The organism is Streptococcus suis, assembly GCF_016743335.1.
In the GTDB taxonomy this organism is placed as follows: domain Bacteria; phylum Bacillota; class Bacilli; order Lactobacillales; family Streptococcaceae; genus Streptococcus; species Streptococcus suis_Y.
Window position 1 is genome coordinate 1 of the sequence record NZ_WCJE01000022.1, and the last position, 17,601, is coordinate 17,601.

Below are 17,601 nucleotides of genomic sequence, written 5' to 3' on the forward strand. Positions count from 1 at the left end.
ACAATAGCATTTTCAGCATCTTCTTTAGCTTTATCCAATTCTGCCTGTTTCACTGCTTTTTCTTCTGCGGTCAAGGCTGACTTAGCAATCTCATCTTTCTTAGCATTGTAGGCTGTTTCCAAGTCTTCCTTAGCTTGTTCCTTCTTAGCACTTGTGCTTGTGTCGATTCCAGCAATGGCTGATTTGCCGTCTGTTAGTGCTTGCACTACGCCAGCATCATCAGTTGCCGCATCAATTGCGCTGTCGGCTGCGGATTTGACTTGGTCTAGTTCTGCCTGTTTCGCTGCTTTTTCTTCTGCAGTCAAGGCTGAGTTAGCAATCTCTTCTTTCTTAGCATTGTAGGCTGTTTCCAAGTCTTGCTTAGCTTGAGCCTTCTTAGCACTTGTGCTTGTGTCGATACCAGAAATTGTGGATTGACCATCTGTTAGTGCTCGCGCTACGCCTGCATCATCTGTTGCCGCATCAATTGCGCTGTCTGCTGTTGATTTGGCTTGATCTAGCTCTGCCTGTTTCACTGCTTTTTCTTCTGCAGTCAAGGCTGACTTAGCAATCTCATCTTTCTTAGCATTGTAGGCTGTTTCCAAGTCTTGCTTAGCAGCTGTTTTCTTAGTAGCACTCGTTAAATCAAAGTTTTCAATGCTATTCTTACCATCTTCAACGATCTTATCAAGAGCATCTTCAGAGGTCGCTCCATCAATCTGCTCTTCTATAGATTCTTGAAGTTCTCTCAATTTATCTAACTTATCTTGTTGCTCTTTTGCCGTTAGCTGACTTTTTGCAATATCATCCTGTTTTTGCAATACTGCATCGGAGATAGATTCCTTAGCTTTAGCGCGTTGTTCTGCAGAGTTGTCCGATACCAAACTCGCTCCTGAAATAGTCCGCTCTTCACCCGTTGTAAATCTAACCGTAGCATCACCATTATTCGCTACAGTTATTTCTTGAATGCTATTCTGTAAGTCAGGATTGACACTACGAATCAGGTCTGCAACTTTTGTTTTATCAGTCTCACTCAGTTGTTCTGGGTTAAAAACTTTTACCGCTTCTGTTGGATGTTTTAACCATACAGCAGTAAATTCAATCGTTTCAATTTGTCCCGAAGTAGGTATTCCTTCTCCTGTAGCTGTTTGCCAACGAACAAAAGTATAACCATCTCTGGATGGAACAACGATTTTTTTAGTTACTAGCTCGTCACCCCATTGTACATGCTTATAAGCCACATAAAAAGCTTTTTTCGCTTTGCCGTCTACTGTGCCACCGTTAGCATTCAATGTAATTCCGTGGAATTGAAGAATTTGGTATGGAGCATATGACCCCGAGTTCATGTATGCTTCAAATGTTTTTCCGTCTGAAACATCGCCAACAATGTAATCCACAGTGGGACTGAACTCCCATGTGTCTACAATAGGAGTGTCATCGAGAGAATCGAAATCCGTTGGCCGTATTACTTGTCCAACACTTCTATCATAACCTAAAATAAAATCGCCGTCGTCTACTGTATATTTAGGAATTCTAAATTGCGGGTCCTTCTTTAATGTTCCCCATGTAGTTCCAGTCTTAACCCAAAAAGCAACAACTTGTATTGGTTTTCCATTTCTAGTTATTTCAATTTCACCAGGCTTTCCTTCAAAATCCAATTTCACATATGAAGAGTGAAAAAGTACGCTCTGGTAACCAGCAGGTGGTGTTTGATTATCTTGAGTCGGAAATTTGATAACCGATTCATCTACAGGTTGGTTAGTCGAACCATCTCCTTGTGTTCCAGTATCTGCTGAACGTGCGGATCCTACTGGTTGGCCACTTGCTGAACCTGTATCATTTGCAGGCTGGACATTCGCAGTTGAATTTGTTGTATTACCAGTCTGAACTCCTGAGCTATTGTTCCCTTGATTATCCCCTTGTGGCTGCGTGCCATCGGATATCCCATCATTATTTACAGGTACAATTTGCCCGTTTGAAGCTCCATCCCCATTGACTCCTGTTTCAGCGCCTACAATCGTTCCTGTACCAAGAACCAAGGTCGTACCTAACAGAACACTTGCAGCACCAATATGATATTTACGGATAGAGAAACGCTGACGCATTCCATACCAATCAAATGATTTCTTTTTCGAACGATTCATATCGTCACTCCTTTTGAATAAATATTACCAGAGAAAAAATGAAGCGTTCAAAAAATCAGTTTTCCCTAGTTTCAAGTCACCAAGACTCTGAGTTAATTATACCTCACCCCCCCCCCGATTTTCAAGTATTTTAGTGCATTCTTTGTACCCTAAATTCTCAAAGTAGGTTCTAGTCTAACACCAAAAGTGGAAATTAGACTGAGACAAAAAAATAAGGTAGAACTTACTATGGGACAAGTTGGTAGCTAATAATGAAAAACAAACACTTAACTCTCTCTGATTGCAATGATATTCATACCATTACGAAGAAATATACTAATATATTAAAACAAAAAAAGAATGATGATACTTCGTCATACGAACTACATATTTATCATTCTTTCTGGGTATATATATCATTGTGTAACTAAATGGTTGTCAATTCTCAAGTCTAGCATCCTTTACAGATGTCATTCCTTGGCTCTAAAACACATACCAACATAGCCTAGCCACTGAAATAGCTTCTATCACCAAATTATCTTGTCAAACTTGTCAAAATCAGCTGGTTCACACGCTCTTGTCCAATCTGATTGAAATGCAATCCATCATTGGTATACTGATAGTCAAGCATCCCCTCTTTTTCAACTACTTCATTTAGATCAATCACTGAGATACCTAGTTCACTTGCTGACTGAACGATAAAGTTATTCAACTGCACAATTTCTTCATTTGAAACGCTATCACGAAACAGCGTGTAGGCAATCGTCGTCACAAACACCTGCTCTGCTTTGGAAACAAGAGCTTCCATCAACTGGCGAATAGTATCCTCAATCACATGCAAGGGATAGTCAGTAATCAAATCATTCACACCGAGAGAAAGCAAGGCTTTCTTTATCGGAGTAGCCAAAAAGAGACCTTGGTTTTCAAGTGCAGTCGCAGCCGTCATCCCACCGATGCTGATATTATCGAAACCATCCAGTGACAAGGCTAACAGACGACTATCTCCAATCACAAGACTATCATGGACTCGGTGCTCACATAAACGCTTTAACTCTCGTTGATAAAAAGGTTTGTTTTGTTGCTCACGACGCTGGTAATCAAAGTAAATTCGACCAATAACACCTGTAAAATCAAAGTGATCATCTACATCAATCGAATCTTTCTTGGTCATCACATAGGCCGCTGTTTTTTCAGAAAAATAAGTTTTATCCGCTAAATAAGCCTGCTTAGAAGAAATATATATCGCTCCATTTGGATAGTAGAGCATTTTCTCATCTTGACGACGATAACTACCACCTAATCCCGCAATATCCTTAGCAAATCCGTTTTCGTCTAAAGTTGAAAACAAGGTTGGAGACTTATCGACTTTGGTAAAGCTAACAACGTGGTCAGCTTGACCTTTCCCATACAAGTCCATCGCCTCCTTGACATGTTTTCCCGTTCTTAATGGGGAAGTGACTTGTAGGAGAACAAACACTTGGTCATCCGGAAAATCTTGTAAAAAATGTTCGTTCAGTTGAAAAGAGGTTGTAAAATCTGTCGCCAAGTCAGCTGGACGCATGAGGACTTGAACCCCAGTTGATTCACAAATTTCCTTGTAAACCTCTGAATCAGTACTGACATATATATTTTCTTTCTTAAAACATCCAGACTCAATCGCAGCACGAATAGTATGGAAAATCATTGGTACACCATCTAAAAACAACATATTTTTATTTGGCAATCCTTTTGATCCTGACCGAGCAGGAATCAGACAAATCGGTTCCATCAATCCACCTATTTAATCTTTCTAGCAGGTACACCAACATAGGTCCCTGACTCCGTCAACGATTTCAAAACAACTGTCCCTGCCCCCAATGTTGTATAGGGGGCAATCTCGATACATTGAATCACTGTTGAACCACTTCCAATATAAGTCCCTTCTCCGATACGGCACAAGCCATTTATGGTCACGCCTGGAGTAATGTTACAATGGGCCTCCACAGTGGTATGATGTTCCACAATGGCACCCGTATTAATGATGCAATTATCATAGACATAGGAATCAGCTCCAACGAAGCTTGAAAACCCTAAGAAAATCCCTCGTCCCTTGATACTATCTGGGGAAAAAATATTGGCTTTCTCGCTAATGATGTTGAACAAAGCATCATAATGATCTTTGGCAATCAAGTCAAAGATTTCCTTGCGCTTGACATTGTCACCTATAGTGACGAAAACAGCATCTACTTTTCCATCATCCAAATAGGTTAGGACATCTTGCAAGGGACCAAATACAGGATAGCCACGATAGTCACTGATCGGTTTATCATCAAAATAGCCAATTAGCTCATATCGACTTCTATCCAACCAAGGAAGGACACCATCTGAAAAGGTACCCGCTCCTAGAAACGCTACTTTTTTCATCAAATCCCCCTTATCTATCGTGAAACTCTTTCATGGTTGAGGCCTGTACAGCTAAAAATTCCTTGATAGCTCGATAACCTTGTAAAGCAGAATCAGGTTGTTCAAATGGATTGGTAAAATCTATCACATCACGTAAACGCTCCAAACCACCAACAATCTCATCCTTAGATGTTCCAACATGTACCACACTTGGTCCTGACAAGCGTCCCAATTGGCGATTACCAATATTTAAGGTCGGAACCTGTAAAGAAGGTACTTCAATCAAGCCAGACGAAGAATTCCCGATCAAACCTTGTGAATGCTTGACTAAGGAATGGTAATAACGAGTTGGAAGCGAAGTAAAGATGTGAGAATCAGAGTCTTGTTTTACAAATTCATGCATCAATTCCATTATCTTATCAGCATGTGTGTCTGAATTGGATCCAATTATCAAACATTGTCTACCATCTTCTTTCAGTGCATCTAACAAGGCTTGCGTTTGTTCTTCAGCTGTGTTGTCCTCCAAGGTAACCGGATGAAAGAGTACAACATAGTAATCCTCTGCCAAATCAATTCCAAGTTCCATCGCCAATTCTTCCCTTGTCAGAAAGTCTTGTTTCAAGACATTTTCAACACCCATAGCTCCGATATTCAGTACATGGTGGGGATTTTCTCCCAGTTGAATGACACGATTTCTAAATTCATCCGTTGATGTCAGATGAAGGTGACTCATCTTGGTAATGGCATGGCGAATCGACTCATCAAAATTTCCCATGGTTTTTTCACCACCATGGATATGGCAGATCGGAATATTGTAAAGCAAAGCAACATTGGCAACTGGTAGCATCTCATAGCGATCCCCCAGAATCAAGACCAAGTCATACTGGACTTCTTCAAAAAGATCCGTGAGTTGCTCTGTCAAGGTCGCTAAAGATTTGGCGACTGTCTGCTTAGACGTATCGGTCAAATGCAAGGGAATCCGCTTGACAATCCTACGCTTGTCCGCTTCGATGTCTTTGACCGTCATACCATATTTTTCTTCTAAATGCATGGCTGTCACTACAAGATCCAACTCCATTTCTGGATCATCCTGTAGATAGCTCAACAAGCGACGCATAATCCCATATTCGGCACGAGATCCTGTCACAAAACAAATTTTCTTCATCCTTACTCCGCTTACATTTGATTTTCAAAAGCACTGTGGCAAATATTTTGGTCTTCCTCAAAATCCTGCTCACTCACCTGCCCCAAGACATTGTACCATTCCATTGGTGAAATTCCATTTCCTGGTCGTTTGACAGTGATGTTTTCTTCTGTAAAGACTTCGCCTTTAGCAATCGGCTTTTTGGCAACAATGGATTTTCTTGCTACAATTTTATTTCGTACTTCAACTTCTTCTGGCTCTTTTTCAAATTTACCAAGAGATTGTTCCACTATCCGCACACCTTTTACCAAGGCTGCTAAGATATCAGGAGTTGCACTGGCCTTGTGATCTGGCCCTTCCATTTCATTGTCCAGCGTAAAATGTTTTTCAATCAATTCAGCTCCCATTGCCGCAGCAGCGATAGGTACTTCTGAACCAACACTATGGTCTGAATAACCAATGGTTAAGGTTGGAAATTCTTTTTTCAAGGTATGCAAGACATTCAAATTCAAAGCAGGGTAAGGGGTTGGATACTCAGTTGTACAATGCAAAATCGAAATATCGGTCGTTCCATTTTCCTGCAAAATCTTCACCGCTTGATGAATCTCTTCCATAACAGCCATACCAGTAGAAAGGATAACTTTCTTAGCTTGACGGCCAATTTTTTCCAAATAGGGAAGATTGGTAATCTCACCTGATGGTATCTTGTAAACTGGCATATCTGTGCTAATCAGGAAGTCCAATGATTCCTCATCAAAAGGTGTCGAAAACACATCAACTCCCTTTTCAAGACAGTAATCACGCAAATCAAGATACTCTTCGAAGCTCAATTCTAAACGACGAGTCATTTCTAGCTGAGAATCTGACTCTCCAGTTGTAATTTTTTGATACTCAGCCTTCGGTGCGTATTTTGAAATTAACAAATCTGCCTTAAATGTCTGAAATTTAACGGCATCTACACCACAATCAACGGCAACATCAACCATTTTCCGTGCTAGATTGACATCGCCATTATGGTTACAACCAATTTCTGCAATAATATAAACCATTTTATTTCCTTTCTAAAAATAAATATAAACCGTTTCCGTAAAACAACAATATAAATAAGGGCACCTCTATAAACTCCCAAAACTGCGAATTTGGAGTTACAAAAGCCTTGTTAAATCAACATTTTAAATTTTAGAAAATTAGTTTGTAGAGGTCCCCATAACTAATCAATCATATCTCTTTTCGTTAAATCCAGTGCCATTGGCTGATAAACTACTCCTATGCGATGTTTATCTTGAATAAGTTCCCCATACTTTACAAAGCCAAATGACTCATAAAGGGAGATAATTTTGGGGTGATTTACACTATCAAGGAATACCATTTTCCCTCCAATAGTGTTTTGAACAGATACAATCATTTCTAATGCTAATTTTAATAAATCACTTCCCTGCACCGAATTATTCAATAACATATTTTTTCCGAGCTGTGCTATTAATATTCCAGGAATGTGTTGAATATTATGGATACTTTTACCTGCCATTACCATTTTTTTCTTTGACTGTTCATCAATATCCGATATATCAACAACCTTCAAAGAGAGTGTAATGAGTCCCAGCCACTCTCCTGTAACGTAAAAGTTATCTTCATCAACAACAATAAAATTTTTTGAACGATGACTTAATTCCATTGACAGCGCCGTATCTTTCAGATAGTCCTGCATATCAAGATTTTTGCCGAATGAAATCATTTGAGATACGACATCCGAAAAAATAGCCCTAGCTTTCTTTCGAATAGTCTTAGGGCTTGTTGCTTCTACAGCTTGATTCTTAACATGCTCTTCAATAGACTGGTAGAATTCTGATAAGGAAATAGCTGTCAATTTCATGATTTGATATACTTTTCTACCCAGTTTTTAGGGAGATTTACCTTATGACGTTTAGCGTCAACAGAGGCGTATACTTCCTGTAAGAGTGGAGTGGGATTAGAAGCTTGTATTTTTTTTACATCTTCTTTTGAAATTGTCATCTGACGTGTAATACTCATTGTCGCCATAAGAAACATTCCCTTCTTTTTTTGTAGTTTAATTATACCATAATTTAGTATGATATGGCATAATAATTTGTGAAGCAACACTTATTTTTGGGGTTTGCGCATGTTTACCGCATTTTATCATCTCGCTTGATAAAATGCAAGATTTTTGATAATCCAGACATTGTCCTTACATATTCCAGCTAAATCTAGCTTTAGTTTGAAAGAAAAATCAATGATTTCTATTTCATTTAAACTGTTTTTCCCTGAATGTATTGAAAACAACTGTTAGTTCTTTTCTAAAAACATAAGCATAAACGACTAGAACCGCTATTCCTAGTGACCAGCGAATCCAGATTGAACCGACAAATACTGTCATCAAGCCTGTATAGACGACAACAAGAGCAATTACCTTAACAAATGTTAAAATCGCAACTTCATCGTAAGCATATTTTTTCTTAGCAACAAAATAATGCAAGACTAGCAACAGCAGATAAGAAGCAGTCGTTGCCAAAGCAGCACCATAAATTCCTATCGTCGGTATCAAAACAAAGTTGACTGAAATATTCAGTACACCTGCAATAAGTGTACCGATTGGCAAAAACTTTGTATTTCCACTATAAAATTGGATATTGGCTGGAAAACTATAAAGAAATACAAAGAACACCCCGACAATAATCATGGGAATAAATCCCATACTGGAACGATACTCAGATCCACCTAACATCATCGCTAATTCAGGGTAAATTGTTAGAAATCCAAAAGTCGCAAACAGGCCAATCGCCAGATAGTAACGGACATAGCTGAGCAAATCTTTATCTGCACCTCTCTTTTTCTCAAAATACCACGGACACCACACCGTATTCAAGCTCGTAAACACAATTTGTAAGATGGAAGCAAGTGTGTAGCCAAAACTATATAGGGCTACATCTGATAGTCTTAGCATCTTGCCAAGCATGATTCTGTCAAATTGGTTGAGTACGTTATGCCCTAACCCATGAAAAATAAGAGGAATCGATATACTTAACCCATACCGAAGATAGTCCTTTCGAAAATGAAACCCAATCTTCTTATAGAAAAACAACAAGGACACACAAGCAAATACACCTGTCGTTGCCGAGTTTGCCATTACACGAGCGATGAAATCATTCTCCATCGAAAAGATGAGAAATAAAGATAAAGCAGTGTTAATAACAGCGCTCAGTACCGATATGAGTAAAGTCCACATGGACTGCTGCCGCTGCACTAAATAGGTCGTTAAAAATCCTTGCACAACACTCATAAAACTTTGCAAAAAGATAAGCGGAACGACCCAATCAGGCAAACCAAATAGGAGCGATAGGGGCTGGCTGAGGAGAAACGATAGCCCAAAAATTGGTAAAAAGAAAGCGATTGAAGAGACCAGCAAGGTGGATACGAAGTCATCAAATTTCTCGCGGAAGTGTACCCATCCCGGACCTAAAGCCCCACCTAACTGTAGACCAATAAAGAGACCAACTAGCCCAACCCACGAATTATACAAGCTAAACTGCCCATATACTTCCTGAGAAATGACACGAGTATAGATGGGGAGGGTAATGAAGGCTAATCCCTGAACGAGGATGGTTCCAATCGTATAGACGAGGCCTGAGACAACTATTGATTTTTTAGACATGAATCCTCCTATTCTATCCTCTCGCATTAGATTTCATTTTTTGAAAGAAGAGGAAAAGTGTCCTTTAAATACACTTTCTCATCAAAACAATTTAAAAAATCCAAAGCAGACGAACTATAGGTCATACCGATATCAAAACGGATACTACCAGCCATTTCGAACAACTCAAACGGAATGCCCTGTGGCAGAATCACCACATCCTCACCCAGAAATGAATAATCAACCCCATCTCGTGGGTGCGGTTTTATATAGATGCTATAGTCTTCCCGATAAGGGGCAAGACCTGCTACATAAATCTCCAACAACTTCTCTTCGGTCACATGATGATCCCAATACAAGGGCTGGGTCAATAAAAGTAATCTTTTTTGAGATGACTCTCCATCCGCTACTATTGCCCTTACTCCAAATATCTGCAGCAGTGCTTGCACCTTCTCTGGCGATGCTTGATCAAATAATTGCTTTCTCGGAACTTCTACAAAGGGGTTATAAGCCTCGTCAAATTGTACGAGCGACAGGTCGTTGACCTCAATGGATTGACAATAGGGACTTGAACCAATCAAATATGTTGGTTTAAAATACCATTGATAAAAGAATCTTCTCCAGACAGACGATTGAATCGACTTCAAATCACACACTCTTTTATCTTTGAAGAAATTATAACCATCCTCCAAAAGAGAATAGGGAATCCGATGTTTATTTAAAAAATGACCGACTTGCCGATGATCTTGAAAAATGATCACCTCGTCATAGCTCTGTAGTAAGGAAAGGCGTTTTTTGGTTTTTGATTTGGCTATCAAAGAATATAGACCAAATGAACGCTCCGTCTCCTCGATTAGATGAACATGCTGCCGCAGTTGCTCCCTTACATCTGGAAAATGTCCGATGATATCAACGGACATCAAACTATCTCTCTCAACGTCCATCTTTAACAAGGAAATCAGGATCTGATACATCGTATGGCAAATATAAATTCGTCTCAAATTTTCTCCTTATTCAGTTAATAAATATATCTTTGAAAATAAAGGGGAATACTGGTGTTTAGAAAAGCGACCATTCCTCACTCGTCAACCTATTTGTATTTCTTTGTCGGAATAATAACATGCGAATAGGCTAATAAACGAAATGGTATCTGCTAATCTGAAATGAGTCATTATCGTTTTCCACGTAATCTCATAAACAGATCCATTTTGTAGAAAATATAGCCACCAAACAGACAAATTAGAAAGGCAAACAAGCCGTTCCACAAATTCAACGAAGATACCTTAAATTGCACTGCTAAAAATGGTGCGACTGCTGAAAAATACAGCATCTGCGTCAAATATATGTGGTACGATGCAACTCCCAACTTTGACAACAGTGTTGCTGGAATCGTTCGTCCATACTTTATCATAAAAAATAGCAGAGCATACGCAAATGGGACGCATAGGAAGGAAGTAGACTTCCAACCATAAAACCAGGAGAAGGGCTCTATAGAATGATTCACAAAAATCAGAATAGCTCCAATAATCCCAAATAGGGTCGCAATAAAAGTATCTACCTTGGAACGGACATCCTGTTTTGAAAGAAAAATACCAAGCCCTAGAACAAAAAGATAACGAAGTGATATTAGCCTATATACAAATATATACATATAGTGTTCAGCCCTAGTAGCAAATAATGCATCCACTGAAACGTTTACTAAAAAACAAGTAAGCAAGCCCAACCATTTATTTTTCTCGAAAAGAACATACAAAATTGGTAATAAAAAAACTACCTGAATCAACAACGGAACATAGTAACTGCCTGGACCTGATTCTCCAGAAAGTAGCCACATGACAAATGAACGGAGCGATGAAAAACCTGAAAAAGGCTTTACTGCTATTAGATGATTCGCATAGCTCAATAAAATATTAACAGCCATCACGATAGCATAGAGATAAAGCAGGTTTATACTTTCTTTTATACTACTGCTGAACTTGAGCCTTAGCGTCTCTTGTTTTGTATCCCACTTATTCGCTCGAAAATAGGCAGAAAGCAACAGAAAAATTGGAACAGCCATGTCAACGAAATACGGGAAGATAAACCATTGACGCTGCTCAACAGACCAATCCAGATGTGTAAAAATAACACAAAGTACCATGATACATTTAATCGTATCAAAGAGTGCTATGCGATTCGAGTTGGATTTATTTACACTTGTAAAGTTTTTTACTGACATACAATCCTCTTTTTTAAATGATAGTAAGTTGTGAAAAGGCAACACTTTTCTGTACAAAATTTATAAAGTGTTGCCTTTTCAAACAATTCCTCTGCAGTTGACGATAACCTGTTCACATCTGGCTCAGTGTCTCTAACACAATTAAGCAACGTGATAGCTATCGTGGAAGAACTTTCTTAGAAAATACATTTTTTATAAGATTTACTAACAAAATGTTATAGTCTGCGAGAAAAAAAGCAACTTTTTTTGTAAAACTAAGCTGAGAATCTACTTTTCTAATTTTTAATTGTTTATAATATTCTCTAAACAATTCTTGTAACACTTGTCGCTCTTTTTTTCCGAATATATCCCATGAAACTAAGTGAATGAGAAATTGACAATACGATGCGAGAGATAAATCTAGCAATTCATCATCATTCTTTTTTTGGTAAAACTCAATCCTCTTCTGCGGAAAATCAATTAAAGAGTCAAATTGTTTTGATACTGGTTTGGAAGTTTTAGTTATACTACCAAAGCGTTGTAAATAAAAATATAGACCATCTTTTTGTAAAAAACTTATTTTTTCTGCTTTATCATACAACAGAAATGCTATAAACTCATCTTCATGGATTCTACCAACTTCAAATCGTATAGTATCAAACAGATGTCTTTTATATAACTTATTGCAAGAAATAACCAATCTATAATCATAATCTAATAGATGGCTTCTATAAATATTACGCGACGTATTCACAACAGGAAACTCCCAATCAGGCTCCTGCTCAATTTCACCATTTTCATGTACTTTAACTACATTGCATATGGAAATGTCTGATTTCTGTTCTTTTATTGACTCGTACAATTTTTCAATAAAATTTTCCGCAATGTAATCATCTGAATCAACAAATGATAAATATTCTCCGCTTGAACGTTCAATACCATAATTACGGGCATCAGATAGTCCGCCGTTCTCTTTTTTAAAATACTGTATTCGATTGTCTTTGTTTACATAATCTAAACAAATTTGCTCAGAATTATCTGTACTTCCGTCATTTATCAGAAGAATTTCGATATGCTGATAACTTTGCTGACGTATACTCTCTATACATTTTTCTAAATACTGTTCAACATTGTAAATAGGAACAATAACGCTTATTAAATCATTCAAACCACTTACTCCTTTTAGAAAACTAACCAAATAACTTCTTATATAGATTAAAATTGATTAGAAATAGTAAATACTTTAATTTATGTTTGATAGAAACTCGTCTAGAGAAGAAAAATAGTCTGAAATACTTTATAAAATCCGTTTTATAAGACGAATAGTCAAATCTATAGTCGACCTTAATCATCTTATCAATAATCCTTAGCATCGGTATGATATACATGAATGACCAAGCGGATAGAATCTTCTTATTTGTAACAAAATTTTCTTTCTTTAAAAATGCTAAATTCTCATACATAGCATCCCTATACACCAAATCTCTTGGATGAAATGTTGAACGACTGATACTTTCGTTTTCTTGATTTACAAAATAAATATTTGTATCCACAACAACTAAATTATCTCTAGCTTCAAATATATGCTTGTAGGATGCAAATGTATCTTCATGAATTACCCCCTTTTTATAAGGGTGTTTTAGCAATGTCTCTTTCCTATATAGCTTCGCATATGCCGATACTCCTATTATTTCTCCGTAGTACATTTCTTCCAAAGCAGATTCTATATCTATTTCTTTTATTTTGTTAGAGAGGGAGGCAGAGTCCTTTACATCAAGATTTGTGATACCACCGATTACCATATCTGCCGAATATTTTTCTTGAGCAAGACACAGTGTCTCTACCGCATCTGGAAAATACGCATCATCTGCATCACAAAACATGACGAACATTCCCTCTGCAACTGAAATCCCTTTATTACGAGCTGTAGAGGCCCCTCCATTTTCTTTATAAATATACCTTACTCGATTATCTTTGTTTACATATTTTAAACAGATTTTCTCTGATAAATCACTACTGCCGTCATTCACGAGAATTATTTCTATATTTTCATATGTTTGTGATAAAAGGCTTTCTACACATTTTTCAAGAAAAGATTCTGCATTGTACACAGGTACAATAACCGATACAAGTTTTTGAGTCGTATTCATTACTGTCATCTATTTTCTCTTCTGATTTTTATAAAAACATGCATCCGCATAGTTCATTTAATTGCTTTTGGGACAAAATCTTTTGTACTTTATAATTAAAGTAACCGGTAGCATCACATAATCTACAATACCATAACCTTTCATCCAACTTCTGTCATTTAAGGCAAAACGAAAGGCGTTTATATTTAATTTAACCTTGCATAACTCACGATACTTTTCAAAACCATGAAAAGTGTCAAGAATATACTGCTTTCTTTTCCCTAGAAAATAGAGAGTTCCTTTAGGATTCCGTACCCAGATTGAAAAGATGTTGTTTGTTAAGCCACCTTCCAAGTAATCAAAATAATAAACTGCTCTATTATGTGGAATAAACGATCCGTAGTTGCTTAAGAAAATGTAGAACAACTCTTCGCTTAAAAATGTTTCTGATTCAAATATAGGAAATCTATATTGACTTGCAATTTCATTCTTAATCACAATACAGGTTTCAATGTTTAGACCAAACTTCAGCTTAATATCTGGAATCATCACACTATTGACTTCTGCTGGTAGCCACTTTGTTTCCAACTGAGACTTTCTCTCTATTTTAGGATAAACAACTCCAATAAATTCTTCAAGTTTTGAAACACGCACACAATCTTGGAGTATCATATCTACTGCTTCATTTGAAAGAATATCATCACTGTCTACACAAACGTGAAAACCATTATAACCCATAATTTCTAAAGCCTTATTATAAGCTGCGTGTTTTCCTTGATTTATTTGATATTCGTAAATAATTTGTATTTGGTTAGCGTTTTGCCATTCTTTCACCAATTCATTCGTTTGATCACTAGATCCATCGTCAACTATCAACCAGATAAAATTTTTATTGGTTTGCTGTAATAGAGAAACATATAACTGTTGCAAATGATGTTTTCTGTTATAAGTTGGGGTAAAAATATATAGCACTACAATCGCATCTCCTACATAATATTGCGTGGAATTTTAGGATTCCTTTGTCGAACTTCAGTACAAACAGTAACAGACTTTACTAAACAAATCTAAATCTTATTTTTATTTTTGATGGTCGTGTTTTCCAGACCAACTCTTTGAATATAAAGAAAAATAGCAGATTAAACAAAGTGTTAACGTAGTAACTTTCAAAAAATAATAATAAGGATATAGCGATAAATAAGATTAATGTAGCGTTATCCTTTTTTTGAATGTAGCTTTCAGATGTCTTATAATAGGCATACATAAAAAGAATGGTTAAAATAAGTCCAGAATTATAGAGGATCATGGAATAACTATTATCAAATAATGCACTAACTGCTGAAAAAGGATGACCAAAAAGACTAACACCATAATTTAACGCAATGGCCGAATAGGCTAAACGTCCTGTGAAAAGGATATCTAGTCTTTGAACAAATGGTAAGTAAAGCAACTTAACCAAAACAACTGTTAACACCAATAAAATTGGCTGAATATACTTAGTATACTTTATCATTTTCTGGATTATGTTTGGGAAAAACTTCTCAAAAAAGAATAGTAACAAGATTAAATTAACCAGATAAAAACTAGTCCTTGATAATGTTTGTTGATACAGAAAATAGTTGCATAAAGCTAATATAGAACATGTAACAATATTAATTTTTTTCCGATATAGATAACAAAACAACAGAACAAGTAATGCAAAACTAGATTGTGCAAGGTTTGGATGACCAAATCCCAAGTCACTTCTTACTACAAACTGTTCATTTCGATAAAAAAGAATTACTCTACTTTCCACAAGACCAAATGCATTAGCAGTGATCAAGGACACAAAACTAATAAATCGTGCCCAAAAAAGAGTTTTTAGAATTGATTTTATATCAACATATTTAGTCCCGATCAAATACACCAAGGAAAAAATTGATGTAATATCTTTTCCAAATAGAAAATTCAAGACCAACAATACAGATATAATAAACAGTTTTTTATACTCGTCCTTGGTCCATCTTTCTTTAAGAACATTCCAAAGAATAAATAATGTTGTCAAATAGAAAACCGCTTTGTAAATATCACTACTAGAATCCAATCCTAGCCCTTTAGCAAATGTTATTAAAAACAACGAAAGTAGATAAAGGAAATTTTTTTTAGATACATTTAACATAATTTTACTATTATTATCAGGCATGTTTAAATAATTTTTTTGCTGTTGATTTCATTTGTTCATATACTCCATCTCCAAATATATTATTCACTTTTCTTTTTAGCATCACTTTAAACGGTATTAACCTTTTTTTAATAGTCGCCCTGACACCACTTCCATACCATGATGAGTCATAATGATGAATAGAATAAGTGGCATCTGTAATCAGTAATTTATTCGTCCCCATATTTAATGGACAAAAATATTCAGAAGGATATACTTTTACACTTTCGATTACTTGAATTTCTTGATTGGCATTCAATCCTCTTTTCTTTAGAAGTTCAGTCGTTACTTCAACACATGTTTTACCATCAGCTTCCCCATTCAGATATGCCGATAAATTTTCTAATAGAAACTCATGACCTTTCTGGGCTCCAAATCCTAGACCCGTGTTAACCTCTCCTGGTAATTCACATCCCATATAACATTCTTGAAATAGTAGAGAATCTAAATTTTTTATCAATTCAACATCTGTATCCAAGTAGATACCACCATTGTGATAAATGATATCCAATCGGGCAAAATCCGAAACAAAAGCATACTTCCTTTGGGAGTACATCTTCCTTAAGTAGTCGTTTTTTGCAACATCATAGTTGCTCTCATTCCACTCAATAATTTCATATTCAGGACAATATTTTTTCCAGCTTTCAATACATTTTTTCACGCTTTCAGGTAGAGGATTTCCACCGAACCAGCAATAATGAATTACTTTCGGAATCATTTTGGCACCATTACAAAATATGTACTCTTTCTAATTATTTTTTGTAAAATTATCTCTTTATACATAAATAATATTTTAACGAATAGCAATGACCTTTAACAACAGACTCCCGAGAGTATGTGCTGACATACACTTTACTTAAACCGGATTACTTTTCCAGTAGCTTATCGATTGTCTTTATAAATGATTGAACAAATCTTTTATGATTTAATTTAACTTGTTGAATATTTGATTCATTTAAATAGTTTTTTAGGTCACTCACATCTTGGACCATTGTCAATTCATAACCTTTTTCTACTATTTTTTTGCAAAATTCTAACTGATGATCATTTACATGTTCACCATACTTTTTTTGTCTTGGAACTACTATTGTTGTTTTTCCTTTAGACATGGCATCCATAAATGAAGCTGGCCCTCCATGTGTCACTACAATATCAGCTTTCAACATATAGTCTTCCATCTCAGAATATGATAGAAGATTCTTCCATGTACAATATTTAGGTTCATAAGTTGAAAAACCCGTTTGAATAAATATTTCATCGGTTATACTTCCATTTTTTTTCAATAAATCAATCTCTTTTATCAATCGATTAAATTGTTGCTCATGTGTACCTACTGTTACAAATATCATTAAAAAATACTCCCCAAGTTAATAGCTTTAGGATATACCTTCTTCATTTCTTCCCACTGAACAATAAAAATATCTGTTACGGGATAAACTAGTTTTCCAGTTAATGTAGATTTATCAACTCGATCAAATACTTCAATATAAATCGTCTTTGCTCCAAATAGTTTCCCGATGTAAAAGAAAGGAACAGCAACGGCCGCACCGGATGAAATAATAACATCTGGTCTCTCGTCACGTAAAATTTTGAAAGCTAAGAAAGTATTTTTCACTAAATTAATGAGATTCCGATTTGTTGGAAAATAACATGGATACATTTTTTCATTCTTCAAAAGACTTCTTGCATCCTCTTTATCAAATGTTACCCAAAAACGTTCTTCTTCCTTCCAAAACGGTTTTAACAAATACAAGTGAGTCAAATGTCCCCCTGAAGAACCGACCAAACAAACTTTCATATA

General features: G+C 36.3%; 17 protein-coding genes. All 17 read right to left on the reverse strand.

Going from position 1 to position 17,601, the window contains the following annotated elements; genetic code table 11:
• Positions 1-2,123, reverse strand: a 2,123-nt coding sequence (locus F9856_RS07270) for a DUF1542 domain-containing protein (protein ID WP_202106197.1), incomplete at its 3' end; no start/stop codon positions are given.
• Positions 2,124-2,637: 514 nt separating this feature from the next.
• Positions 2,638-3,870: a cytidylyltransferase domain-containing protein gene (locus F9856_RS07275; RefSeq protein WP_202106198.1), complete on the reverse strand. Its 1,233-nt coding sequence runs from the start codon at positions 3,868-3,870 to the stop codon at positions 2,638-2,640.
• An 8-nt stretch (positions 3,871-3,878) separates the two neighbouring features.
• Positions 3,879-4,505: an acetyltransferase gene (locus tag F9856_RS07280; RefSeq protein WP_079397259.1), complete on the reverse strand. Its 627-nt coding sequence runs from the start codon at positions 4,503-4,505 to the stop codon at positions 3,879-3,881.
• Between the two features lie 10 nt (positions 4,506-4,515).
• Positions 4,516-5,649: a UDP-N-acetylglucosamine 2-epimerase gene (gene neuC / locus F9856_RS07285; RefSeq protein ID WP_202106199.1), complete on the reverse strand. Its 1,134-nt coding sequence runs from the start codon at positions 5,647-5,649 to the stop codon at positions 4,516-4,518.
• An 11-nt stretch (positions 5,650-5,660) separates the two neighbouring features.
• A complete protein-coding gene (gene neuB, locus F9856_RS07290) occupies positions 5,661-6,677 on the reverse strand; it encodes an N-acetylneuraminate synthase (protein WP_202106200.1) in 1,017 nt (338 codons plus the stop codon).
• Between the two features lie 161 nt (positions 6,678-6,838).
• Entirely contained in the window at positions 6,839-7,501 is a 663-nt protein-coding gene (locus F9856_RS07295) for a hypothetical protein (RefSeq protein ID WP_202106201.1), read from the reverse strand.
• The gene (locus F9856_RS07300; protein WP_153309371.1) at positions 7,498-7,668 is read right to left on the reverse strand and encodes a hypothetical protein; all 171 of its coding nucleotides are present in this window, start codon (positions 7,666-7,668) and stop codon (positions 7,498-7,500) included. The genes F9856_RS07295 and F9856_RS07300 overlap by 4 nt, the downstream gene beginning before the upstream one ends.
• Positions 7,669-7,891: 223 nt before the next feature.
• Complete coding sequence (locus tag F9856_RS07305; protein ID WP_202106202.1) at positions 7,892-9,298, reverse strand: lipopolysaccharide biosynthesis protein; 1,407 nt, start codon at positions 9,296-9,298, stop codon at positions 7,892-7,894.
• A 26-nt stretch (positions 9,299-9,324) separates the two neighbouring features.
• Complete coding sequence (locus F9856_RS07310) at positions 9,325-10,278, reverse strand: glycosyltransferase family 52 (RefSeq protein ID WP_202106203.1); 954 nt, start codon at positions 10,276-10,278, stop codon at positions 9,325-9,327.
• Positions 10,279-10,448: 170 nt separating this feature from the next.
• On the reverse strand, positions 10,449-11,495 hold the full coding sequence (locus F9856_RS07315; protein WP_202106204.1) for an acyltransferase family protein: 1,047 nt from the start codon (positions 11,493-11,495) through the stop codon (positions 10,449-10,451).
• A gap of 157 nt (positions 11,496-11,652) precedes the next feature.
• Positions 11,653-12,642 (reverse strand): glycosyltransferase family 2 protein, encoded by a 990-nt coding sequence (locus F9856_RS07320; RefSeq protein WP_172034570.1) that lies wholly within the window; start codon positions 12,640-12,642, stop codon positions 11,653-11,655.
• A gap of 22 nt (positions 12,643-12,664) precedes the next feature.
• Complete coding sequence (locus tag F9856_RS07325; protein ID WP_105129252.1) at positions 12,665-13,633, reverse strand: glycosyltransferase family 2 protein; 969 nt, start codon at positions 13,631-13,633, stop codon at positions 12,665-12,667.
• Between the two features lie 48 nt (positions 13,634-13,681).
• On the reverse strand, positions 13,682-14,575 hold the full coding sequence (locus F9856_RS07330) for a glycosyltransferase family A protein (RefSeq protein ID WP_202106205.1): 894 nt from the start codon (positions 14,573-14,575) through the stop codon (positions 13,682-13,684).
• An 82-nt stretch (positions 14,576-14,657) separates the two neighbouring features.
• On the reverse strand, positions 14,658-15,782 hold the full coding sequence (locus F9856_RS07335; protein WP_202106206.1) for a hypothetical protein: 1,125 nt from the start codon (positions 15,780-15,782) through the stop codon (positions 14,658-14,660).
• Positions 15,775-16,518 carry a glycosyltransferase family 32 protein gene (locus F9856_RS07340; protein ID WP_202106207.1) on the reverse strand — a complete coding sequence of 248 codons (744 nt, stop codon included), beginning with the start codon at positions 16,516-16,518 and terminating at the stop codon, positions 15,775-15,777. The genes F9856_RS07335 and F9856_RS07340 overlap by 8 nt, the downstream gene beginning before the upstream one ends.
• 148 nt (positions 16,519-16,666) lie before the next feature.
• On the reverse strand, positions 16,667-17,149 hold the full coding sequence (locus F9856_RS07345; RefSeq protein WP_202106208.1) for a glycosyltransferase: 483 nt from the start codon (positions 17,147-17,149) through the stop codon (positions 16,667-16,669).
• Positions 17,149-17,598 (reverse strand): PssD/Cps14F family polysaccharide biosynthesis glycosyltransferase, encoded by a 450-nt coding sequence (gene pssD / locus F9856_RS07350; RefSeq protein WP_044767712.1) that lies wholly within the window; start codon positions 17,596-17,598, stop codon positions 17,149-17,151. The genes F9856_RS07345 and pssD overlap by 1 nt, the downstream gene beginning before the upstream one ends.
• Between the last annotated feature and the right edge of the window lie 3 nt (positions 17,599-17,601).